General features: G+C 36.1%; 19 protein-coding genes. 1 reads left to right on the top strand and 18 read right to left on the bottom strand.

What is annotated here, in order from left to right:
- Positions 1 to 61: 61 nt before the first annotated feature.
- Entirely contained in the window at positions 62 to 538 is a 477-nt protein-coding gene (ispF, locus tag CRO00_RS09460) for a 2-C-methyl-D-erythritol 2,4-cyclodiphosphate synthase (protein WP_097073447.1), read from the bottom strand.
- Positions 539 to 744: 206 nt separating this feature from the next.
- On the opposite strand from ispF, the gene CRO00_RS09455 reads away from it, so the two are divergent.
- Positions 745 to 1,491, top strand: coding sequence for an SDR family NAD(P)-dependent oxidoreductase (locus CRO00_RS09455; protein ID WP_097073446.1), 747 nt, complete (start codon positions 745 to 747; stop codon positions 1,489 to 1,491).
- A 39-nt stretch (positions 1,492 to 1,530) separates the two neighbouring features.
- Here the strand turns inward: CRO00_RS09455 and CRO00_RS09450 are convergent, their stop codons facing one another.
- The 17 genes from CRO00_RS09450 to CRO00_RS09370 form a co-directional block, all read right to left on the bottom strand.
- Positions 1,531 to 1,986: a hypothetical protein gene (locus CRO00_RS09450; RefSeq protein ID WP_097073445.1), complete on the bottom strand. Its 456-nt coding sequence runs from the start codon at positions 1,984 to 1,986 to the stop codon at positions 1,531 to 1,533.
- Between the two features lie 10 nt (positions 1,987 to 1,996).
- Positions 1,997 to 2,236: a hypothetical protein gene (locus CRO00_RS09445; protein WP_097073444.1), complete on the bottom strand. Its 240-nt coding sequence runs from the start codon at positions 2,234 to 2,236 to the stop codon at positions 1,997 to 1,999.
- Between the two features lie 137 nt (positions 2,237 to 2,373).
- Complete coding sequence (locus CRO00_RS09440; protein WP_097073443.1) at positions 2,374 to 5,229, bottom strand: acetate and sugar kinases/Hsc70/actin family protein; 2,856 nt, start codon at positions 5,227 to 5,229, stop codon at positions 2,374 to 2,376.
- 12 nt (positions 5,230 to 5,241) lie between these two features.
- Positions 5,242 to 6,063, bottom strand: a complete 822-nt coding sequence (locus tag CRO00_RS09435) for an SH3 domain-containing protein (protein WP_097073442.1) — start codon at positions 6,061 to 6,063, stop codon at positions 5,242 to 5,244.
- Between the two features lie 10 nt (positions 6,064 to 6,073).
- On the bottom strand, positions 6,074 to 6,412 hold the full coding sequence (locus CRO00_RS09430) for a PAAR-like protein (protein ID WP_097073441.1): 339 nt from the start codon (positions 6,410 to 6,412) through the stop codon (positions 6,074 to 6,076).
- A gap of 64 nt (positions 6,413 to 6,476) precedes the next feature.
- Positions 6,477 to 9,707: an acetate and sugar kinases/Hsc70/actin family protein gene (locus CRO00_RS09425; RefSeq protein WP_097073440.1), complete on the bottom strand. Its 3,231-nt coding sequence runs from the start codon at positions 9,705 to 9,707 to the stop codon at positions 6,477 to 6,479.
- Positions 9,704 to 11,743, bottom strand: a complete 2,040-nt coding sequence (locus CRO00_RS09420) for an Hsp70 family protein (RefSeq protein ID WP_161946656.1) — start codon at positions 11,741 to 11,743, stop codon at positions 9,704 to 9,706. The genes CRO00_RS09425 and CRO00_RS09420 overlap by 4 nt, the downstream gene beginning before the upstream one ends.
- A gap of 67 nt (positions 11,744 to 11,810) precedes the next feature.
- Positions 11,811 to 13,313 carry a hypothetical protein gene (locus tag CRO00_RS09415; protein WP_097073438.1) on the bottom strand — a complete coding sequence of 501 codons (1,503 nt, stop codon included), beginning with the start codon at positions 13,311 to 13,313 and terminating at the stop codon, positions 11,811 to 11,813.
- Positions 13,313 to 13,948 carry a hypothetical protein gene (locus CRO00_RS09410; protein WP_097073437.1) on the bottom strand — a complete coding sequence of 212 codons (636 nt, stop codon included), beginning with the start codon at positions 13,946 to 13,948 and terminating at the stop codon, positions 13,313 to 13,315. The genes CRO00_RS09415 and CRO00_RS09410 overlap by 1 nt, the downstream gene beginning before the upstream one ends.
- On the bottom strand, positions 13,911 to 15,464 hold the full coding sequence (locus tag CRO00_RS09405; protein WP_141396954.1) for an acetate and sugar kinases/Hsc70/actin family protein: 1,554 nt from the start codon (positions 15,462 to 15,464) through the stop codon (positions 13,911 to 13,913). Before CRO00_RS09405 ends, CRO00_RS09410 begins: the two co-directional genes overlap by 38 nt.
- A 9-nt stretch (positions 15,465 to 15,473) precedes the next feature.
- Positions 15,474 to 16,163 carry a hypothetical protein gene (locus CRO00_RS09400; protein ID WP_097073435.1) on the bottom strand — a complete coding sequence of 230 codons (690 nt, stop codon included), beginning with the start codon at positions 16,161 to 16,163 and terminating at the stop codon, positions 15,474 to 15,476.
- A gap of 21 nt (positions 16,164 to 16,184) precedes the next feature.
- Positions 16,185 to 18,365 carry an Hsp70 family protein gene (locus CRO00_RS09395; protein ID WP_097073434.1) on the bottom strand — a complete coding sequence of 727 codons (2,181 nt, stop codon included), beginning with the start codon at positions 18,363 to 18,365 and terminating at the stop codon, positions 16,185 to 16,187.
- A gap of 15 nt (positions 18,366 to 18,380) precedes the next feature.
- On the bottom strand, positions 18,381 to 19,082 hold the full coding sequence (locus CRO00_RS09390) for a hypothetical protein (protein ID WP_097073433.1): 702 nt from the start codon (positions 19,080 to 19,082) through the stop codon (positions 18,381 to 18,383).
- The gene (locus tag CRO00_RS09385) at positions 19,075 to 20,340 is read right to left on the bottom strand and encodes a hypothetical protein (RefSeq protein ID WP_097073432.1); all 1,266 of its coding nucleotides are present in this window, start codon (positions 20,338 to 20,340) and stop codon (positions 19,075 to 19,077) included. The genes CRO00_RS09390 and CRO00_RS09385 overlap by 8 nt, the downstream gene beginning before the upstream one ends.
- 31 nt (positions 20,341 to 20,371) lie before the next feature.
- Complete coding sequence (locus CRO00_RS09380; protein WP_097073431.1) at positions 20,372 to 21,937, bottom strand: phage baseplate assembly protein V; 1,566 nt, start codon at positions 21,935 to 21,937, stop codon at positions 20,372 to 20,374.
- On the bottom strand, positions 21,934 to 22,371 hold the full coding sequence (locus CRO00_RS09375) for a hypothetical protein (protein ID WP_097073430.1): 438 nt from the start codon (positions 22,369 to 22,371) through the stop codon (positions 21,934 to 21,936). The genes CRO00_RS09380 and CRO00_RS09375 overlap by 4 nt, the downstream gene beginning before the upstream one ends.
- Before the next feature lie 19 nt (positions 22,372 to 22,390).
- Positions 22,391 to 24,604: a hypothetical protein gene (locus CRO00_RS09370; RefSeq protein WP_097073429.1), complete on the bottom strand. Its 2,214-nt coding sequence runs from the start codon at positions 24,602 to 24,604 to the stop codon at positions 22,391 to 22,393.
- Between the last annotated feature and the right edge of the window lie 26 nt (positions 24,605 to 24,630).

Here is a 24,630-nt window from a genome sequence, read left to right as displayed (position 1 = left end):
CTTACTTAGATTGTTGCTTTGGAGTAATATCCGCCAAAGTTATCCCTTTATCCGCCAATCCTTACTTTTTAATTAACAAGATTGTTGCCATTGCAGCAATCCCTTCTTCACGACCAGTAAAACCTAGCTTTTCAGTAGTTGTTGCTTTGACATTCACTTGTGATGCCTCAGCATTTAAAAGTTCAGCAATCCGGTTGCGCATTTGTTCAATGTAAGGTGCTAATTTCGGACGTTGGGCCATAATTGTGCAATCAACATTCCCAAGAACATAGCCTTTTTCCTCAACAATCTTCCAAATGTGTTGTAATAATTTTGCACTGTCAGCATCTTTAAATGCTGGATCTGTATCCGGGAAGTGGTGTCCGATATCCCCTTCTCCAATTGCTCCAAGTGCTGCATCTGTTACTGTATGTAATAACACATCAGCATCCGAGTGCCCTAAAAGCCCACGATCATGAGGAATCGTTATCCCGCCTAAAATTAAAGGACGCCCTTCTGCAAATGCATGCACGTCAAAACCTTGTCCAACTCGAAACATATTTTTAGCTGCTGTGATCGGTCACACCCGACACAAACAGCACTCACCGTCCTTTACAAATTAATTTATCTAATTATCCACTTCATATATTAACATATTTCCAATTATGTTTGATTGTAAGCAGGATTTTCCTTAATTTAAACTGAATATTAAAGGTTGGAAACGTAATACTTAAATGTGAACAACACATCGAGGAGGCTATTAAAATGTTCAACTTACAAGATAAGGTTGCCATCGTTACTGGTGGATCTTCAGGTATTGGATTAGCAACAGTAAAAGCATTTGTTGAAAAAGGCGCGAAAGTTATTCTTTCAGATATTAATACAGAAGCAGGCAATCAACATGTGGCTTCGATTCGTGAAACTGGTGGGGAAGTAACATTTTTCGAGGCGAATGTGGCAGAGGAGTCAGCTGTACAAGCACTCGTTAAATTTGCAGTAGATACTTACGGTAAAGTAGACATCATTGTTAACAATGCAGGAATTGGTGTTTTAGCCTCTACTCATGAACTAACATATGAAGAATATCACCGTGTAATTAAAGTGAACCAAGATAGTATTTTCTACGGCAGTAAGTATGCCATTCAAGAGTTTTTGAAAACAGGTAGTGGCGGTGCAATTGTAAACGTTGCATCGATTTTAGGTACAGTGGGTGAAGCAGGAGCATTTGCATACAACGCTTCTAAAGGTGCTGCTAATCTTATGACAAAATCATTAGCAGCAGAATACTCTAGCAAAAATATTCGAATCAATTCCGTATGCCCAGGTTATGTTGAATCAGGCATGGTAAACAGAGAAGCATTAGGTGATTTCTATGAAGGGTTAGTTGCTCGTCATCCAATTGGCCGTCTTGGTCAACCAGAAGAAATTGCTCATGCGATTGTCTTCCTATGTGAAAATGAATTTGTAACAGGTTGCAACTTACTTGTAGATGGTGGATATACAGCAATTTAAAAACGAACACCCGAGCGCAAATTAGCCTCGGGTGTTTTTTTAGATTCCAATCCCCACGATAATTTTATTATCCTCCACATCAAGCTGTTGGACATTTCCTACAGGGATTTTTCTAACCGCCTCTATCCCATTTAAATCGATACTGATAATACTTTTTTCATATGTAAGGATAGGCGGTCTCTGGAGCACTTTTTTATTAATTTGATCAATATTAATCGGCTTCATGTTCACTAGTTCTAGTTGTAAATTGCGCTTTTCAACATTGATTGGTCTTAAAAATAACGTAAAATCTATTTCTTTTTCCAAACCAAACTTTTTAATTTTCGTTGTCCCAGAAAGTTGTACAATTCCATCTTCAATTTCCACTTTAGAATTGGTAATAGAGTCAATTGGATAACGATTAATCAAGTTGTTTAAAATATCTGCTGTAATTGAAATAGTAATTCCTTTTTGTTCAACCACTTTCGAAATTCCTGCTTTTATTTTATTTAACATATAGCACCCCTTAGTTTAGATTTTGCCTCTCAAGTATTCTCGCAATTTCTGTTTGTGAGTAATTTAAAAACACCTTAATATACGCTCCTAAATCTGTTGTGGATTCGTTTTGAAGGAGCACTAAATCTTGGTATAAATAATGGCTCATAAATACTTCAACATTAATATGATTAGAGCAATCGTCTTGCATTTGCATCCATCTCTCGTAAACGGCATGAGCTCTTTTTATTTGTTTGTCGATCTCTATCATTTTTCCCTCCACAGTTGTGACTTATCCTGATAATTATATTTTATATATTCACTTGGACAACTGTATGTACTTTTAAACTTTTAATATGTAAAAGGGCAGTGAAAAATCGCTTCAGACTTTACACTGCCATGTAGAAACTAATTTAATTCCAGAGTTGTTATATCTGAACTGTACGTTGCATTTTGAATTCCTTCTTCTGTTGCGACAACATACTCAATAATAGTCGGGCTTACTTTTCGAAGGTAAACAAATGCATCTTCATTTACTGAATCAATTCGACATTTTTTTCGTAGCACTTGAGAGATATCGAGCTGATTATTTGTAGCTTCTGGTAACGATGTATAATACAATTCAAAATCTTCTTCTGCTGCATCAATAAACAGAAGCCATTCGTTATATGGTGTCTCACGGTCTATATCTACTTTAAATTTCCCACGTTTACTTGAACCAATAAAGTACTTAAATTTCACTTCATCGTCTTCTACTACATTGTGATCAACCACTTTGATTTTGCCGCCTTTACGACTTTGTACAAGACCAAATGCCACCCCCGTTTTTCCAGTAGGGCGTGTAATTGTATCGCGTTCAACGGTGAAACCACGTGCTTCCATCATTTCATACGCTTGATTTGTCCCAAGTGGAGGGAATACAAATAGTTCAATTCCTAATTTTTCTTTAAATGATTCACTATAATCTTCAAACAAGGATTCTACAATGTCTGCCTTGCTTGAATTTCCAGCTAGTAGGATAATGACATCTTCTACCCCTTCAGCTAGTGGATTATTTAAAGCTTGTTGGAGGGCATCAAAATAGTTGCGTACCCCTTTTTCAACTCTTGCTTTTATTAATGATTCTAGTGCTTCACGATCTACATCTAATTCAAAATTTGGCTTTTGAACACCTGTTTTATCGAATAGCGTTGTGACTTTTAAAATCCCTTTGTCAAATTTACTTTCATATCCTTCATGACGTTCCCAAAGTGGGCGTAACTGCTCCATTAATTGCTTTGTATTTAATTTTGCCTCTTGTGAATCACTAATTAATACTTCGCTTCCTGCAAACTTTTGACATTCGGGTGGCAATGTAAAGGTAATTTGAGCATTGCGTAAAACTTCTTGGTTTTGTTTAAAGACTTCAAATGCCATTAATTCCAATAGATTTTCCCCACCAAGATACTTATCTCCACCTGCACCAAAGTGTTCAATAACAAAATCAAATCGGCGCTCTTTTGGGCTTTCTGCTGCTCGCCAAATACCAAAGTCGAAATCCGTTGTACCGCCACCAAAATCAAAGACTCCATAAAATAGAGGCTCGTCTTCTTCCGGTTCAAAGCCAAACTCCTGCATTGCACAAACGGCATAAGCAGCTGGCTCACTTGCTCCACTGATCACACGGAATTTTTTCATCACTTCTTCATCTTCAAGTACAGCGATTGGTAGTGACTTTTTCAATCCATTCTCAAAGCTTTCAATAATTTTTTCTCGCACTTCCTTCTCGTATGTAACAGGGAAAGATAAAGAATAATCTAAGTAAATTCCATTATGTTGGTTGTTAATATATAAACCAATGTAATAAGCATACAGCTCTATCGGGTTCACATTGTCTTCACTTAAATCTAAAAATGATGGTAAAACAATATCTTCACCAGCTTTATCCTTTAGGCGAATTTGACGTTTTTTATCCCCGGCCCATTGTTTCAAGTCGCTTAAAATCGTGTAATAGTTTTCACTACTGCTCTCCATTAAGCTATTAAAAGCGGTATGAGAAACTGTTACATCTTCCCATAACGTATTAGGACGTCCCTTTTTCAATTCATATTGCTCCAAAAAGCGGTCTAAATTAATAAATTCGATAACGGTCGGGTTCTCATAATGACTCGCTTCGATTTGTTTACTAAAATTCCCTACCCCAATACGCATTGGCAATGAATAATCGCTGTTTTCTTGATGCACCACAACTGTACTTTTTGTTCCAAAGTCAATGCCAATCACGCCATCTTCTTTAATGTCTGTTCGTGGGTCCCGAGCAATCCAACCATCAGTTACTTTAATCTCAATTTCATTGCTACTCGCTGTATATGACCATAAATCCCAATGCCCTCTATTCGGGTCCGACAGAATTTTTTCGTCATATGGCTCAATATCGGCACGACTCTTTTCACAGTAAAGTAATTTATCTGCTAGAAGTTCTTTTGGAAATTCAGCTGATTGATTGATAAGAGATTGTTTGATTTCATTACAATCTAAATTAATATCAAAGAAGTTTTCGTTAGCTATTCCATTATTCACATCTTCATATAAGGTTGTTACGTTTAAAATTGGCGCATTACCATCAAAGGAAATATATTTTGATTCTAAGATTCTTTTATATTGTTTCTGACCTTTTGCAGACAGGCCTTTAGGAATTAGACTATGTTTTAGCCACCGTTTTATTACTTCTATGTTATTTAGTTTCGGACTATTTACACCATTTAATCGATATATCGGCATTAACACTCCTGGTTCACTTCGAAGACTATCATCATCCATATCGAATCCGTGTAATGAATTACCACTTTTCAAATTTGCCATTCGGTATGATGTAGTTTGTCCTTTATATTGTATAGAATGCTCTCCCTTTTTAAATGGGAAAGCGATCCTTTTATTAAAACTTACTTTACACTCAGTTAATGTCATAACTTCCCCATCAAATTTGGAGAACCTTAGTTTTGACTTTGGAACGCTCGATAATTGTGGGGTATTAATATATGCACATTCATAATGGTCTAAATCTGGGAACAACGCAACTACTTCATTGTCGTAAAACACCTTTTCATTTTCCATAAACACCCAACGTTTTGCAATCAACTTATCTAGTTCCTTAAAAAGAAGCTCATTTTCATGGGTAAAGCGGGCTAAAACTTCATCAAGCTTTTTCTTTACTGCTACTTCTACAATTTTATCTATCTCAGATTCATGTACTTGCATCGTTGTTAGAACTTTTGTTTCCATCACGGTTATTTCCCCCTACACCCGTACAATTGACTTTTTGATGATTTTATTTGTCTTTTTATTTCGAAATCCTATAAACAATACTTCTGAGATCATTCCAGATACTTTACTTTGAGTCCCTCGTATATGTTCCTGTTCATCAAATGAATCACCCACAAGCACGGACAATCGTTCAAATAACGGTTGATCATAAACTTTGTTATGTGCTTCAAAAAAGAAGTTGAAGATCCCCACCAAACAAGCTATATCTGACACTCGATCTTCTAGGATTTCACGCTTGATATATTCCCATAAAGGCTCTATATTTTCATGCTGAATGCCACAGTATAAAAACTCATCGATTGAATACCCTTTAAAAATGCCTTGTAATGCTAATCTCGTTGGCGCTGTTAATTGTAAAAACTCACTAAAGGCCGCTTCAGCACCAACAAAACGAGATTCTAAATGAGTGATTACTTGTTGTGATTTTATTAAAGAACGTTCCGCTTGTTCAGCACGTTGTCTCCATTCATCATGGGATTGCTGTTCTTTATATAAAGCTAGTTTCAGTTGGTTGTTTTCACCTTCTATTTGATTTATACGGTGATTTAACTGGGCAACTTTTTGTGCCTCACTGAACGCTTTGTCATTCGCTTGTTGTAATTCATAAGTTACCTTATCAAAATCCTGATGTATCTGTTGAAGTTTTACTGTTAATTGTTGAATCTGATAATCTTTTTCCTGAGATTCATAATATGGCAGGACTTGGTCTTCTTTTTGGACAATTTTTTGAATGGCCTTTTGTACTTTTTTATGTTCTAAAGCTTTTAGTAACTTTTTTATGAATTCTTCTTCCATGCGACACCTCTTATTTCAGTTTTACAAATTCACTTGATTGGATAGTTACGCGACCACCAACCACACATGTAACACAGCTTGACGTAAGTAGTGGTTTCGAACCATCTACTACTAAGGATTGACTAGCAGGGAACCATTGCGTTAATTGAGGAATGCAGGGCTGTGCAACACCTTGAGCAGCTGTTGTTTTTATTTGGCAAATGCCTGTTGCAACTACTTTACTATTGTTCATTGTCGCAACCTTTTTGCCATTCACTTTTACAGAGGACATTACTACCTGCAGTTTTAAGAGGGCGTTAGGTCCACCCGCGCACTTTAACCTCGCTCCATCTACAATAATTTCATCCATTTTCCACTTTTCCTTTCAAAAAGTGGGCACCGACAATTCGGATACCCACCTAAATAAGTTTTAATTAATGTGCGCCGTCAAAGAAGTTTTCGTAAGCATCTAGGCCTTCAAATGGTTCATAGTGGCTGCGTACTTTCCATTGCCCTTGTTCCTCATCGAAGGAAGTAGTTTGTATCGTGAATCCCCATGCATCTGCATCTGTATATGTAAATAGTAAGTTAAATCTGCGCAGACTAGGGTCATTGAATAACTGTAATCGTAAATCTCCCTCCGTAAAGCCATTCGCTTTCAATTTATCTTGTAATTGGGCAGTCGTATAATAGCTCTCTGTCCCGTCAACTAACGAAATGATACGATCCCCACCAATTTGCTTTCGTTCGTTGCGTATTTTGACTTCCACATATTCAGCACGGTTTGAAATTGCCGCTACCCCAACTGCGCTTCCAATTTTTTCACCTTTATACAGCAATAAATTTGTTTCCTGAACTTTATTAGTCTGATCTAGTACCTTTACTGGTGCTTCAAGCAGGACATCATAAGGTATTACAGGACTCAATTGTTCTATTCTCGGAATTATTTCACCTTTTGCTTGGTCACGCCAATAATGGATAACTCCACGTACACATGCAAGCTTTAATTCTAATGCTTGTTTAGCAGAGTCTTTGCTTTGTGATGATGAACGAATATACTTTCCTGGAATAAATTCTTTCAACATATCACGGAAATACGGAATCCGACATGATTGGCCTGTTAATTTAATCGTTGTCATTTTAAGAATATTTTCAAAATCTAAGTTATTTAAAAACTGGTGCTCAACTGCATAAATATCCGGTACGATTAGTTGTTCGACTTCACGGATCGTAAATGAGAACTTTTCTGGCTTATCTAATTGTTCCTGTAAATCCCCATTACGTTCCACATACACTTTAAATTGCCCTACTTTTGCCTCAATTTTTTCGTCTAAATCCATTGTTACTTTATCTAATTTACTGAAGAAGTCGCGTTTAATATTTTCAGCCATTTCCCATAAGAAGTAGAAATTGTGACGTACTTTCTCTACATATTGACTACTTTTACTTTCATATTGCTTGAAACGGGTTGGAATAATTTTTTCTTGTTTTTTATACGTATCTTCTAATTCTTTATATATGGCAGTGATTGCACTTTCTTCCGATTCACTGATCGATTCATTGATTTTCTGAACCGCTTCTTCCCTAGTACAAACATATTCGTCAACAGATGTTATTTTATCTAGTTCAGCCTTGTCTAACATATTATCTAAATAGTATGGTGCTAGTTTAATTTTTAGCATTTGCATAATTCGATACGTTAAATTATTTCCACCAAAGTTTGGATTTCCATTCACAAAATTTGTTTTAATCAGTAGATTGATTTCGCCTAAAAACCCGCCTCGTTCTACTTCATATTCACATTTGGCTAAATCGGTTGTACCACCACCGCAATCAATAATGAAAGCCTGTCCTTTATATTGTTGTTCATTTTTTTTACGGTCCATTTCTTGGTGTATCACATCATATAAAACAGCCACACCTTCATCCAATGTATGTTGGTCTGTTAATACTTCGTGTTGTGGTAACATTTCTGTAAACGCTTGGATAAATTGTGCCTTCATTTTAATTGGTGCAGAGAAATGAAGCTTATTAAAATGCCCTTTTACTTGATGTGTTGCCCGTTCAATAACGTATTCAATATAACCTTTTACAATGTCTCGACGTGAGACTTCAGCTTTGTTGCCATTACTATCAATTAATTCTTCTAAAACATCTAACTCATTAATCCATCGTTTCAGACCATATATTAATGTTCCAACTTTTCGTTCAGTTAAATATTGTTGTGTGTTATCTTTTATTTTACGAACAGCAGCTAATGCATCGTAGCCATATTGATAACGAATTTCCCCACTTGATGGGTCAATTGCATCGGCATAAACAACTGTTGGAATTGTAAAGTTCTTCATTTCCTCAATCGTACGCTTTTCCCGAGATGTTTTATCGTAAAAATGAATAAAATTCACACCATCAGAAACGTAATCATCTATTTCTAAACCTTCATAGTGTACATTGCCAATCGTAATTGAATTTGTTGGCATGTTCGGAACGTAATTACGCTTTAAATAGCAGCCTACTGTCGTATTGGTCGTACCAAAATCAATACATAAAGGCGAGTCAATTTTATTTAACGGCTCGTAGCTTAGTTTAAAAGGCAAACGGTAAACAGTGCATTTTGGTAATTGGCCGTTTACCACAGCTTCTTGGAAAAAAGGACCGTCATTCTTCTCTACAGCTAAAAGACAATATCGTTCATTTGTTAAAGTGGATACATCTTCAACAATCATCTCTTTATTCCATGTGATGACTTGTTTTTCACCATTTTCGCCTTGGATTGTTACTAGCTTTGCTAAGCCTACAAATACCTCTCCATCTGGGCCATTACAAATAAGAACATCCTCTTCATGTAACGTTAACTGTCCATGAATTTCGTATTGATCGTACTTTTCTAAATTGACGTTTTCATACCAATAAATTTTATTTGGTGCTCCAGAATCTTGTGTTTCTTGAGCTTGATTGTACACTTGCCCACCATTCTTATTGTACCAGGTAGCCCAAGCTTCAATGTCGACGTTGGATTTTTGCTCTACTTTAGGCTCTGAAGTACCCACTTTATATGGTTTTAATAACAACTCTAAACGCTCCAATAGTTGTTCTTTAACAGACTTGTACTTTTTGTTATTTTCAATTTGGTCAAGTGCTTCGACAACCGTACTAGCATCACCTGAGTTTATAACTTCATCACTAATCCATAAGTCGATATCTAGTGAAACTTGCTCTAAATCCACAACCGCCTCGTAGATTTCATGGGTTGTTAACTTATGCAAATCTACAGTGCCTTTTTGTGCCCATTCTATAAAACTTGAATGATGGTTTATCGTTACAACTTCTTCCGTTGCTGCTTGTTCACCCGTAATGCCTCGATAATTGTCTTTATATTCTTCAAAATCGATTGCGAGCACTTCATAGAAAAGTTCTAGGACTAATGCTTTGACATATTTATTTTTTAATTCTTCAACTTCATACCAATAGTCGACATCATCTGCATTTAATATATGGGCCACTTGCTGCCCAATCTCTAAACCAAATCTCTCAATCTCCGTACTGTCGCAAATGATGATTTCATTATAAAGAGATGTAAAAATTTCATCTGGCAATACATTTTGCGAGTCTAATTCTCTTAAACGATTGCAAAACTGTTCTCTTAAATCTGTCCCAGTTATCATCCAATTGCCTCCTTCACGACACATAATGAACTTGATACTTTCGCAAATATATCTGTCAGCTCATCCATATTGGCAATCGTGTAGCAGTCTGATTGTTCTGTTGCAATACCCATTAGATAATTCATTTTCACATCACTACCCACACCGATTGCTACGATACGAACGCCTTGATCTTTAAGTTCTTGTGCCTTTTGGATTGCAAGTTTTTCATGGCTTGTCCGCCCATCCGTCACCATAATAGCGCAATTACTACTATTCACACCTTTTTTAAACACTTCTTGCATCTCGCGGAAGGCAACTTGTAAATGTGTTCCTCCCCTTGGTGTTAGTCGATCAATTGCATCACATAGTTGTTGTGAATTTTGTGTGAAATTTGATTCTACTTTTACACCATCTGCAAAGCTAACAATAGCCGCATAGTGTAAAGATAAATCCAGTTGTTTCGTTACTAATGTTTTGGCAGCTTGCTGTGCTTTAAACATCTTTCCGTCTTTTTTCATACTGCCAGAAGTATCAATCATTAAGGCAATATTCGTAGAGGTTGGGGCAACGACTTTTGGTGCTTGTTTATCAATTTTTACTTGGCTATTCATTTCAACGTTTGTATTTAAGTCTTTTGCTTGTACATGTAAGATTCCATCATTATCAAACATGAAGGAAATGGAAATCCTCGGCTTTCCTTTTTCAGCCTTTTCAATACCATCAAGAATTAGCGAACCAAAGAACTCATTATCCTTCGTGAAATCATTTTCACCCTCAAAAATATTGATAATAATTGCATCTTGGTAATCTTCACTCGTTGTAAAGAGCTTGTCCTTTTTCGTTGAGTATCTTGACCCTCTTTTAAGCATGATTTCCATCTTACCTTGTTCATTACCGCTCGTTACTTCAATCCCTAGAGAATGTGGTAATATGTTTGCTACTTTTTCAACCATTCCTTCATGATTCGAAGCATAAAGAGCTGCTCCCGCTGCGACAATTTTTGATAAATCCTTTTCTTTGTGAGGATCTTTGTCAAAGAGAGACTTTGTAATTTCTTTAATTTTTGGAATCTGTGAAGAGCCGCCCACTAATAAAATACGTTGAATATCATCAGGTTCTAAAGAACAATCTCGTAGCGCTCGTTGCATCGTACGCTCGATTTTCTTAAATAGTAGAGAGCACTCTTCTTCAAACTCTTCTCGTGTCATCGTAACTTCCAAGTTGTAAGTACCGTTATCATGAGCAAACAAATTTGCTAAATTTCCTGCTGCAACCTCTTTCATACTTAAATCGATTTTTATTTCCTCCGCTAAGCGATGTATTCTTTCGCGTACCCTATTTATTTCTTGAATCCCACACTGATCGTCGCGTAAATTGACTCCTGTTTCCTTTGCAACTTTACTAAATAACCATTCTTTAATTTCTTCATCGAAGTTATCTCCGCCTAGCTTTGAATCTCCAGCAATCTTTTCGATACTGTAACTTTCTTGACTATCGGGTGAATAGTTTAGAATACTTACATCGAATGTACCCCCACCTAAATCAAGCACAAAAATCCGTTCTTCTTCCTGACGACTAGCCGTATCAGCAAGTGCTGCTGCAACTGGTTCTTGGATAATACTTTTCACGATTAATCCAGCTCGTTCTCCAGCAATTTTAGTTTCTTCCCTCTGTTTTGCTTTAAAATAAGCAGGTACTGTAATGACGGCCTCAACTTCTGTGTCAGAATCTAAATGGAATGAAGATATCAATTGTTCACGGACATATTTTAGTATTTCAACAGCAACATCCGTAGCATTAAAACTTCTTCCATCGATCTCTTGAACCCAAGATTCATCCCCCATGTATGTTTTAGCAGAGCGAATAAAGTTGTCAGGATTTTGAATGGACCGACGTTTTGCTACATCCCCAATAAATACTTGATTATTCGTATACATCAGTATAGAAGGTAACGTATCCTTCCCAGCAAAACGAACGTATTGTTCCTTTCCATCCTTTATCCAACAACAAACGGTATTTGTCGTTCCTAAATCAATCCCTACCTGTATCTTCATTTTCTCAAACTCTCCTTTTACAGCGCTTTTAATCGTTCGAAACGGTTTTATGAAATTCATTTTCTTTCTATATACGCTCTACTGAGGCCCTTTGAATAACCTGAACATCCTTCATGTAACTAGATGTAATTAATCGAACTTTGCCTACTTCCGTAGTAGAATCTACTAATCTATTAAATCCACTTGGTTTTCCTTGGTCTAAATCAATGATTGTCCCCTTTTTATATTCAGGTACTACTTTGATCCCCTCATCTGCTAAAGCAATTTGTAAAGGAGCTGGCCACTCTTCAATTGGCAATTTTTTTGCTAATTCTGTGTAAGTAGCTAGTTTTGCTAACTTCTCTTTATTTTCAATGACTTTCGGATGTGCTAATACTTCTTGATTAAGTTCGCTTACACGTTGCTGTTCAGCTACAAGTTTTGCTTCTACTGTCTTTAATGATGTTACGGATTTTATATAAAGCTCTTTTTCTTGTTCCCAGGCTTCCGCTTCACGTTCCTTTGATTCGATTGCTTCAATTGTTTCACGGTGTTTTGCATACAATTGTGCTCCAACGAATAAACGATCCACTAATACCGATATCATTTCAGCAGCTTCTTTTACATATTCTTCATCTTCTGTTGCTTCAACTAACTGCAATGATTGCTCTGCTTCTTGCTTTAGGAAACTTGCAATCTCTTTTATCTGTTGAATATCTGATTTTAGAGTACTTACATTACCTTGAACTGCTTCTATAGATGGTTTAAGTGTTTTTGCCATATTCGTTACGGCTTCTTCAACATCATCAAAGCGTTCTTGTACATCATTAAATGCATTCACAGATTTTTTTGCAGTAGCATTAAGAGCTTCTTTTACTTCTACACCAACATGTTGTACTGCATTTGTCGTATTCGTTTCACTAACCTTTATCGCATGGATTGTATTCATCCCATTCTCTTGAACAGTTTGAATTAATTTTGTCGTTGCATCTTGTGTAGTCCCGATAATGATATGAATGCCTTCTGCGAGTTTTGCCATTTCATCTTCTAACGTTTTTAGTAGTTCATCTACTTTGCGACTATTGGCATCGGTTTTATTATTAATTGTATCTGCCTGATCTTTTGTGTCGGAAATAGTATCTTGAAGTAATCCATTTAATTGTTTAATATCGTCCACAGTTTTGCGCATAGACCCTTGTAATTCTTTTAACTCTGCTACTTCTGAGTTAATGTTTGTTAACTGAGAAACATTATGAATACCTGAAAGACCAGCTGCCACTGTTGTTTGAGCTAATTCTGTTCCTTCCAATTTACGAACAGCTTCCTCTAGTCGCAACACTAAATCTGTAGTATCCGGGTTTGGGGCGATTTCATTTAATTTCTTTTCAAATTTTCCACCCAGTTGCGAAAACACATCTTCTGAGATTTCATTCCAGCTAGTTTCAATTTTTTGTAATTGTTCGCCCAGTTCTAATGCCTTTTTATCTTTACTATCCATAAATAACCTAATGATGCGAGAAAGAAGTTTCATAGTGGCCTCCTTTTTTTCCTTGCCATTATTTAAATGTTTCTTACCTTTAACTTTCGACATTACCTTACCTCCTCTTGTACATGATTAGGTTGTTCCCTTTGAGTTTTTAATTCTTTTAGGCTATGAAGTAGTTGAGTATGTTGAATATCATTTTGTTCATGAAGAGAGTGTACTAGTTTTGTTAAATTATCGATTTTTTTTGACTGTAGTTGGATTTCTTGTTCTTGGGAAGTAATCTTATCTTCCATGCTTCTGATTTGTTGCTCAAGTGGACGGTACATATCGCTTTTTAGGCTTTCGACAATTGTGTCGTTTACCTGGATTTCAACCCGGTCGATTTCTTTAAGAAAAACTTTTCGATTCTCCCTAACTTCCGCGAGAATTGCATTTGCCATTTTAGAAAATTCATCAAGTTGTCGCTCAGCTAGTCCTTCTTGCTCGACTTTTAATTTATTAAATCGCTCTTTAGATTTTTTCTTTAATGTTTCAATTTCACTTTCAATGTCTTCTAACCATTCTGTTGGATCAAGAAGATACCATTCTCGAAGTTCTTCAAATCGTGATTTTGTTAGCTGTTCAATATTTTTAATGGTATTTTGGATATTCTCCAATTCTTTACTTAATCGGTCGACGTATTCAAATGTCAGCCAATCCGTCTCAATAGATAAGCTGACCTTCTTTTGCTCTAAAGTCACTAATTATTTCCTCCCTAATCAAAACTTCATTTGTGTAAGGATGCTGAATTTCATAATAAACTTCACCTTGTTCATTTAATGTGAAGCAAAACCCTACATAATCAAGTTCTATTTGTTTTGCTAATGTTGTATGTAAAAATCTTAAGTACGTAACTTTTTCGCAATGGTCCAATGACTCTGTTTGCTGCCCACGGTATACTTCCATTACTAGTGGATAGTCTGTCGGAATTTTTACAAAGATAATTGCAGATTTTGTATCAAGTTTCTTATCAACATCTAGTAGCGGTTTAAATTTTTCTACACCCTCTAACTCTCGATAAGAAATGCCGATATAGTTACCACTTCTATGTCGTTCCGTATACGTTAACTGATATTGTTCCTTCCATAGAAGAACCTGTGCACAGCCACGTCCTACAATGGCAACCTCAGATAAATTATCTGGCGGATTTACGACCTGTACATTTGGCAAGATTGCTTGAATGGTTTCACGCCAAAATGGTAAGCGAAAAGTACCTCCTACCATGACAAGATCCGTTAACTGATCCGTCGTTATTCCACCTTCATCACATAGTTTATAAATGAAGTTGTGTAATTCAATTTCAAGATTCCGTTGAATAGATTCACCCTTTTCATCTAAATAAGGTTCACCACGAAAAGCACCGTACACTAATTGGCTATCTATTGTTTCGGGTTGTTGCCAAGGTGTGCCATCGTTAAAAGTAAAGTCATATGCAATATAAGGTTCTGATTCTACTAAAAACAGATTTTTAATGTAATCAACTAAATTAAGCCATTCTTTTTGGGCGTATTGTGTAATATCCAAGTTTCCTTTTTCTGCAGCTATCTGTTTCAATTGATGCGCCATTATTTGTTCAATATAAAAGCCACCTAAGTTTTCCATTGTTTGGCCATTCAATTGGTAAAAATTAAAGTGAATTGCGTTTTCTTCATTTGCAGTAACCGTCACTGTATAAATTGTTGCGGTTAGTTCATGTGTTTTACCGTCTAACACTAAAATTGTACGGCTTGCACCAATCATTGCTGTTAGATCGTCATATAACCCACTACCAAAAATAGCTGCAATCGCTTCTTTTAATCCTTGTTGATGGTCTGTCACTGGCCAGCCAGCTTCCTGCATTGCATGAAAAAGCGATGTATGAATTTCGTTGTGATGTAGTGGTGTTGAGTAGATAACTTCTTCTATATTTTGGCCTGGATGATTTTGCTCAATAATTTGCCGAATGGTCTTTAAACCACCTGTGAGAGCATCTATAGTTCGCACTTCACTTGTGATTTCCTGTTCTTCTTGAAGAGCTTGTACAATGTTTGTTAAGCTTTCTTCATTCTGTTCATCCGTTAATAGCCAATTATCATTGTTATAAGTAAAAATTGCAGGATATGCTTCTTGAGGTTTACCAAAACCATTGGGCAAGATATTTGGTACTGGTTCTATTCCGTTATTTAAAACGCGCATTAATGTAAATGTTTTATTACCAAAGTCAATTCCTATTTTCACAACATTCACCTAACCCTTTTTCCAAGCAATGACCTTGCCAAAGATAAATGGTATTTCCTCTTTTCCAAATACATATGGATAAAGCTGAATTTCTTTAATTGTTTCGTCCGCTTCTGCATCGTCTGTTATATTGCTAGTAGAAACAACAGGCTCGGTTGTTTCGTAATTTATCTTTTCACCTAATTGAAGAGGAATGGTATGTACACCCATCTGACTTAAAAAATCGTTGGTAATTGTTAATAGTTTGCTATAGAGTTCCGGATTTGTTGACCAACCATCTCTTATAGAGACAATGACGTAGCTAATAAAAACATCTAATTGTTTCATTACTTTCCGTGTGAACTCTTCATCATTTGGTGAAAGAGATGCGATATTTTCTACTACTCTCTCAATATCACCTGTCATTATGGCTATAGCCTGTTGAACATGGACTGGCTGTTGTTCTAATTGAAGAGATTGTACAAGGGCTTTCCATTCATTAATGAAGCCTTCAATCATGTTGTAATCTCCGCTATATACAGATGATGAATTCACAACAAAATTTTTTATATAATCGTTAAATGTTAACTTAACCGAAACATTTTGAACTGGTTGTGCAGTTTGAATTCGATTTAAACGTTTTTTATATTCTTCTTGTGCTTTTAGTCGACAAGCTTGAACTGTCTCAACTAGCTGTTCTTGCCATTCGCTATATTGCATGTGAGTTCGCCTCTTTTCTTGTTATAACGTATCTGCATGTTTGACCAAATCCTGTTGTTGAACAACTTGTCCTTTTCTGTCTAGTATTCTTACAGAGACAGCTAAGTCACCAATCCCATCAAATTGGAAGGTTACTTTAATATCTAATTCATTGGCCCTTGCCTTTGTTAAATTGTGAATTTCAATTCGATCAATCCGTTCAACTGCATCGTGACTAAATAATGTGGCTTGTTCACGTTCATGAATCGAGCGGCGTCCGATAATAACATGTAGCGTTTCTTGATTTTCTGTCTCGGTAGTAAAGCTTTCAGTAACTGTACATGGTAGTTCAGTACCAGCGCGCACCAATTCCTTAAAGGCTAAATGGTGAGAATTCGGCATTTTAACCCCAACACCAAAATCATGCGTTACTTTATTGGTCACAACCTGTTTTAACAGGGATTGTTCCTTATCTGATGTCCATTCCAGCATGGCAAAGAGACTTGCTCCACGGGCGATCATCGTACTCATATTTTGTGACTTATTTGATAATTTACCGAAGAATTGTTCTACAGAATTTTGAATCAGAGGCGTTAAAGAGGTACCCCCGGCTAGCACAACTTCATGGATTTCAATATTCCCTTTTTCTCCCTCTGCTTGTTCTAAAGCACGTTTTACCGCTTTTTCTGCTCTTTCCACATACTCCATAATGCGGTCTTCATATTGTTCTCTTGTCAATTCAAACATAAATTGAACGATATCTGTTTCTGTTACTGGGAATTGGCGTAATATAATCGTCGTTTCATTTTTCGTCGTTAAGGCGTGCTTTGCTTCTTCAGCTGCTTCGAACAATTTGCTCTTCGCCGAATAAAATTTTGACTCATCTGTTGAGTAGTTAAAGGAATCATCCAATGTGAATTCAAAATATTGTTCTTGTATTTTCTCTTTTAACCAATCAATAATCGCGTTCGTAAACAAATCGCCACCTAAGTTACGATCACCATCACGTCCGATAATTTCAAAAGACTTTTCTCCTGTGCGTTGTAAAATGGAAACATCAAACGTTCCGCCACCAAAGTCATATACAAGAATATTCGTATGATTCGTAAATTGCTCTCTCGTACTATGTAAATAAGCATAACCAGCTGCATTTGGTTCACGCTCAACCGCTACATAGGTAAACCCTGCACCAAGTGTTGCTCGCTTAATCGTTTCGATTTGGCGATTATCAAACTCTGCTGGTACTGTAACAACAACATGGTTCAAAGGCTCTTGTAAACTTTTAATTGCTTGTTCCCGCACCCATGTTAAGAAGGCTTGCGCAATTTCCATTCCCGTAATTCGGATTTCTTCTCCGCTATCTTGGTAACATAAATTAGGGAATCGTCCGTCTGCACCTTGCATATAGCTTTTGAAAGATCGAGCTAAAGAATTGGAATAGTTAGTTCCACGGGTTAACGCTTGCTTACCGAAGTAAAGAGTGTTCGGGTTCTTAAAAAACACCGCAGAAGGAATTGTTAATGAATCTTCTATACGCACTTCAGAAATTCGTCCTTCTTTGGCTAATACAACAACCGTATTTGTTGTACCAAAATCAATTCCCAAATAGGCTGTTTGATCAACTTGTGCATCTTCCTTCTCTGCATAATAAAAGGTTGTATTACTTTTAAAATACTTATCTTCTGCTATCCACCCTGCAATTTGTTTTAAAGATTGTGGTCGTTCATTTGGATCTATCCGCAACATGGAGGCAAGTAACTGAAAGATGAATTGAACTTCATTTTTTGTAACACCTTTTAACTTTGATGCGTAATTTTCAACTAACTGATCATTTACTGTAAAGAGATCATGGGTATTACAGTAATTTAGAAATTGTTCTTCATCTTTAATTCGCTTCTCACGCCAAAACGTTCTTGAAAACAATGTTTCAAAAAGAATACAGCCCATAAAGTAAACATTTTCTTTGTTTTGGTTAACAATTCGACCATTTTCAATTCGTTCGGGGGACATATATACCGCTAATTCTTCTTCGCCACTTTGAACCCACTTTTGTTTCTTATTAAGTTTGAATTGATTAATTGCTTTTAACTGTTTTTTTGCATTCGCCACATCTTGCAATAGGTGACACCATAATGAAAAGCACTCTATAATGGTTTTTTTCTCGAAAATATAATCTGTTGCAAGTTGTTGAAAATTTACTTCTTCCACTTTTGTTTGTGTCATGACTAAACTTCCCTTCTAAATCCACTGCTTCATACGGTCGCAAGTAGCATCCACAATACGGCTTCCACCAATGCGCATTTGTGGAGACTTATGCAACAGTGCGGGTGGTTCCTTTGCTACAGTAGTGACAAGGTGATGGAATGGTAACAATAACAGGGCCGTTACTTGAATAAAGTCATCAACCTGGTCCAATGAATAACTTGGAACATGCACAACCCACTCGATTTGTTGAACACTTTCATTGGAGCAATCACGAACATACATCGTTACATTCGGTAGGGCTGATAATATAACACGTTGAAATAAAAGCTCTCCAGTACAACTTTTTTTATCAAGACATGCATAAGCCAATGCCCATTGAATAGCTGTCGATTGAACACTATAAAGTTGACTTATTTTATCACCATAAATCGTTGCATTTTTTAGTTGCTTTACCATCAACAATGCTTCTAAATCACGGAATGTTGCTTTTTCATAAAAGTGAGAAGTAACTAAAAAAGGCATTAAGCTTGCTATTGCCATCTCAGTGGCCAATGATTCATCTACTTCATCACCGTATAAAAAATCATTTGCATTGAATTGAAGTTCATGGGTGTTTTCAATTGAAATACCTTGGAACATTGTCATATGGTCTTGATGATGGAATTTCAGTTTTTCCGGAATTGCTCCTCGCATCACAGCAAAAAGTGCCGCTTCTAATAATTCATCTTTACGCATGTGATTCCCCCACCAATTCCACACGGCACGCAGCATAAGGCCAATAATTATAGACAAGCTGCTCTAATGCTCGCATTCGAGATGTAATGAATACATCATCATCCTGTTTATCTTTCACCGATAGTACAATACAATCTCTGCGCCACAATTCGCCTTCTAGAGCTGGTTGAATCTCAAGTTTTGCTTCTACAATCTCTATACAGTTGATATAAGGATAAATTTGAGTCAGTTGTTGAAAGTCTGCTATTGTCGGATATTGACTATGATGAATCTGTACATTTTCAATCTTTTTATTATGTATCATATTGCCTTCTACCTTTATTTCGTGAAAAGTTGCTACAGGTAATGTGTTCATATAACCTGGCAATTCAACCGTTGCACGAAAACCAATACTTGGTTCCATTTCAAATGAACATAAAACGCCATTGTCAGGAACAAGGGGTAACCATTGCGTTTCTATAGTTGAAATAAAATCCCGGCGATGTAATCCGTTACTAACTAACTTTCTTGATCCTATTTTAGGTTCTAGAGTTGATAGCTTTACATTCCACACAGGTTCTTCATATAAACGAATCTTTACTTCATCCTCTACTTGTTGCTCAAAAGGTTCGATCTCAACGCGGTCAATTGTTGTCCAATTGGCTATTGATGCCGAGTCAATCTCGTTCACTTGGAGTACATAAAACCTAGAAGCATAATAATCTGGTACAAAAGGGATGGTTTGTTGAATTTGCCGGGCTCTACTTAGCAATCTTTCAATATTTTGTAAAGCTCCTTCATACCGCACATAAGCCCCCTCTAAAAGTGCTTCATTATTTCCACTATACAAACGAATCATTACACGCTGTTGTTGTAAAAGATGTTCATCACCATAGCAAATACCTGATTGTACCCAAATAGGTGTTGAGATATTGAACTCTGATTTATAATCTTTTAATATATGTAGTAATTTCTCATTACTAACTGAATTGAAAGGTTGTTTTGTTATGATATGACGTTCAAAATCTTCATCTAGCATAGTAGTAAATCCATTCCCTATCATCCCAGGCTTTGAAAATGAACAGATAATAGGATAGCTAGATTGCCGTGCGTTTACTTGCTGTTGAACGTTTTCTTCTAATCGATTTAATATAGAATCCCAAGTCGGAAGGAGCTCCTCAACTATAGGGTTTATTTGATTACTCCACAATTTTGCCTTTTCAACGTCATTCATAAAATCTTCTTTTAAATTCCGCTGCCATTTTTTTAAATCAAACATTTCTTAAACTCCTTCCGAAATAGAACATCTACTAGCCCATTGAAATATTTCTAGATTTCATTTCGATTTGGCTACATTCAATTGTTGTGTTTTGACTACTCAATTTTATTCCGCTCTTTGCTGTCGCAGTAAGCTCTGTGGCATCAGCTTTTATTTCATTCGCTTCAATTGTTAAATTTGTTCCTTTAATAACAATCCCATTTTCACTTAATTCAATCAGTTGCTTTTCATTTTTAAAGACAATGTGATTCGGTTGTATCTGAATCTTGGTGTTTTCATCTGTTGTTAAATGAATTCCTTGTTCATTCATCTCAATTTGATGTTTATCATCATTTACGAGTAACTTCTGTGAATCTAGCTTTATTTGACGACCATCAAAATGAATCTCAAGTTCATTCTCTTTTAACACTATATGTCGCTTTGTTTCTTGTGTTTCAGGATGTGGGATTGAAAGTGTTAATAAATGTTTACTCAATGCAATTTGCGTACCATCAGCAGTGCGCCAATATTGCATATCATTTGTTAACCGTTCATTGCTCATTGTTCGCTCTGTAAGGTAAACAAAAACATCTTCTACTTCACAGGTTGGAAACATCACAAACACAATTTCATGTAATTCCGGTAGTGTATGGAATCCAATCTCCTTCGTTGCAAAAGGTGTTGCCCATGGAAGAAAGCGATTGATAACATCATTTTCATTCTCCCATGGCAGACAAACTGCGACACGCCCTAAATGTTCTGGATCTTTCGTATTAACGACAATTCCCCGGAATGTCCGTCCTTCAATCGGATGCTGTGGCTGATTACTTTTCCATTTATTTTCAACCACTAACACATAATCTACTTGAAAAGAACTAAATTGGTGTAAATGTAAAGTCCTTGCTACAATGGTGTATGGCTTCCCTTCAATTTGAAGCTTTTCTCCTACGATATGAAAAGTAGTAGAGGGCTGTTTTAAGAAATCTTTATTATGAAGTGGAAAAGAAGATAGTTTTATTTGTCTTGTATTCATTTCAACATAATCATGAGGTCCTAATTGATAGGTTTCATTGTTGTTTTGAAATCCTGCATACAATTCTAACTGTCCATCCCAATCATCGATAAAAAGAGGAATGTTATTTTGTGAAGCAAGGCGATTCATTAACTGCCAATTTGTCTCTTCATATTGAATTAACCAATTGTTATATAATGAAGTATTTGCAACTTGTCCATAAAAGTTTTTAAATGCTGCATCATGAAGATGGTTTGCAATTTCTTTTAAGGACAAACTATCCCCTTGAATGGATCGTGTATAAGGAGAACGATCTGCCTCAATTGTTTTTCCTAACACAATAACTTCCGCTTTCGTTCCACCAGCGAACCGTTTGATTGAAATTTCTTGAATAATTCCAACCCAGAAAAATTCTATATCATCATTTTTATAATGGAGATTTAAATTCTGCTCCGCCGCATCCATAAATTCATGAATTAATTCTTCTGATATTAAGCCTTTTAAAGTTAACTTCGTATGTTGGTTCACTTCACTATGAAGAATGCACTCTTCATAGTGGAGGAAAGGAAGCGGTTCAGTACTTAAGTGTAATTCTGAATTTTTCATAGAAGTTTATCTTTGAAACTACCATCAATGTTAATATTGGATAGCTTATCTTGACGTTGACGAATGAGTAATTGGAATTTTCCATCACCTTCCGTATCAAAATGTTCACTATAATCTACAACAAATGCCTGCGGGAACATATATTGACGAAGATATCGCTCATCTGCACCAAAGACATCAAGTGTAACCTTACAATAAGCACCCTTTTCTTGCCCCTCTAATTTAACCCAATCATTGATTAGGTCTAACGTTTCCCCATCATTTTCTTCATTGATCTCGCCTTTTACAATTATTGTCATGCTCCCTCTAGAAGCTTTGTCCTTCACTTCATCCGGGCTATCATACTTAAACTCTACCTCTGTAATTTTCGTTAATGTAACAGAAGCATCTGCTTGTCCACGCAATTCTTCAAAAATTAAATTAAACTTACCCATATTTTCAACATCCTTTTAATTAAATTGATTTCACTTCTTCTGAAGAAATATCTACTGTTAATGGTGTTTCCTCATTATTGAAGGAAACTTTTATAAACCCTGAATTACCAAGTGTTTCAAATCCAACTGTTTCTTTTTCTTTAAACAAACGATTAAATTGATTGTTTCTTGATAGAAGTTCCCAATTTGCTTTTAATGATCCTCTTACTTGAGCATCCAATTGTCTTTCGTAGGCTTCTTTGCTATTACCTTTAACGTTATCAATTACCTCGTTATAAACAAAGCGTTCCACAAGCACACGATACAATGGGCGCACTCTGCCGTTGTCCATTACTTTACATGTATTTGCAATTCGAACTGTAATTCGCTTTTCCGATGCTGGGCGGTTTTCAGAAATAAACATAAATCCAACACCTAAATCAGTGGCTTCTTCGATAAGGCTTGACGGTAACCCTTTTACCTCAATTGGCAATAACGTTTTCGTTACTAGCTCTGGATAAGCTAATCGAATACCAGGATAATCATCTGTGATGCGATTTGCTTCGTCTGGATATTTCCCTTTTAAGTAACCGCTACAATGATGTGCCGCTACTAATGAAGCTGCGATATATGAAGAATCGATATAAAATCCCGGTAAGTAAATATCAGTTTTTCCATCTTCAACAATACTTTTCTCATCCGTTAATTGTACTTTTGTGGCAGTTGTTAAATTTGAGTTCTTTGGAATAACCGTCATATTTGGGTAACACGGTACAAGAACGTCATGCTCTTCCCGACTACTTTTTAATTTCTCCAAAATTGGTCTTAAATCTTGGTCAAAGGCATTTTGTTGTAAACTTGCGAATGTTGAGCTTTCACTATTAAATCCAAAAAATAGAGGGATTTTGTATGGCGCTAAGTATTTCGCTAATACTTGAACATCTTGTAAAGAAACGCCTTCTGATTTTGTTTCTACTGGCGCTTCAAACATTTGCCCTGTTAATGGGTCAAAACCACCCATTGGCTCTTCGCTTTTTTCCTTTAAATCTACTCCAGGAACAATTACAGATGTTAAACCATGGACATATAAAAAATTTATATCATTTACTGTATTAATAAATTTTTTGAATTGATCTTTTGCCAATAAGTTTTCAAGCTTTGCATTTGTAACTAGAAGACGAGGTTTTACTTTTTTCAATTTTGTATGTCGTTCATATTCATCAAAGAAAAGTTTAACTCCAACAATTGTTGAGAAAATCTTACTGATTGCTTTAAAGTAGCTTTCCATAACATTTGCCGTTGCTTCCACATAGTGATTATATTGTTGTATTTTCTGTGGAATTTCTTCTGGGTTAATTAATTGTGAACCTGTTGCAGTAAATGCAGTGACAACAAGATCTTTTTGGTACGACTCATTGCGTTTATCTACTTCAGCAGTTTGAATTCGTTTCGAAACTGTATAATCATAAGAGTTTCCGATAAAACCAATTAACGCTTGTGCACCTTCTACATTGTTTGACGAATCGTTATCCGAATTACGATGCTCAATATGGAGTTTGGATGTTTGTATACCTTGTTCTGTAATTTCAAATGTTGTTAATGCTAATGGTGTCTTATCGGCATTTTTACTTCCAGCAGGTGCTGCAAGTTGTAATAATTGTTCCCCTATTGTTGCTTGGGCAAGTTGTAATAAAGCTGTTTTATTATTAAATAGCTTACTTGCATCGTTTAGTTTTGTACGTAGGTTAGCACCAATTCTTTGTTTTTCTGGATTACGGTCGTCTAGCTTCTGATATTCATTAGTTAAACTCAGCATTTCTTTTTTTAAACTTTGTGCTTGCTCTTTAACACGTTCTGGCGAAAAACTTTTTAAAGCTTCAGAAAACTCAAAGTAAGCATTTGTTTCACCATTAGCCTCACGCTGATCCATTAACCTAATAATCGATTGAATAAATGGAGTTGAATGAGAAAACTCAATGGCAGTCGCATCATCATAAGGTTTTTTCGTTGTATAGTTAATTGTAAACTTTTCTGTCTCCTCATTAACAGTTGGCATTTCATAAAGAGAAGGTGAAAACTTTTCAAGAAATTCCTTCCAGCTAGTAACGATATATTTTTCTTCAATTTCTTTAATGATGTGCTCTGCTACAGATTTATCAAACTCGCCTACCTTTGTTCCGAGAAATGTATCAAGTCCAAAGATTTCTTCATTAATTTCACCAATTAACATCGTGGTCGTATGTTTTAAAGTCATAGCACTGTCTCCCTTTTATTTAATCT

It is taken from the genome of Ureibacillus xyleni (genome assembly GCF_900217795.1).
Classification (GTDB): Bacteria; Bacillota; Bacilli; order Bacillales_A; family Planococcaceae; genus Ureibacillus; species Ureibacillus xyleni.
The sequence above is the reverse complement of the archived record's forward strand: the minus strand, read 5'-3'. Positions and strand labels throughout refer to the sequence as shown.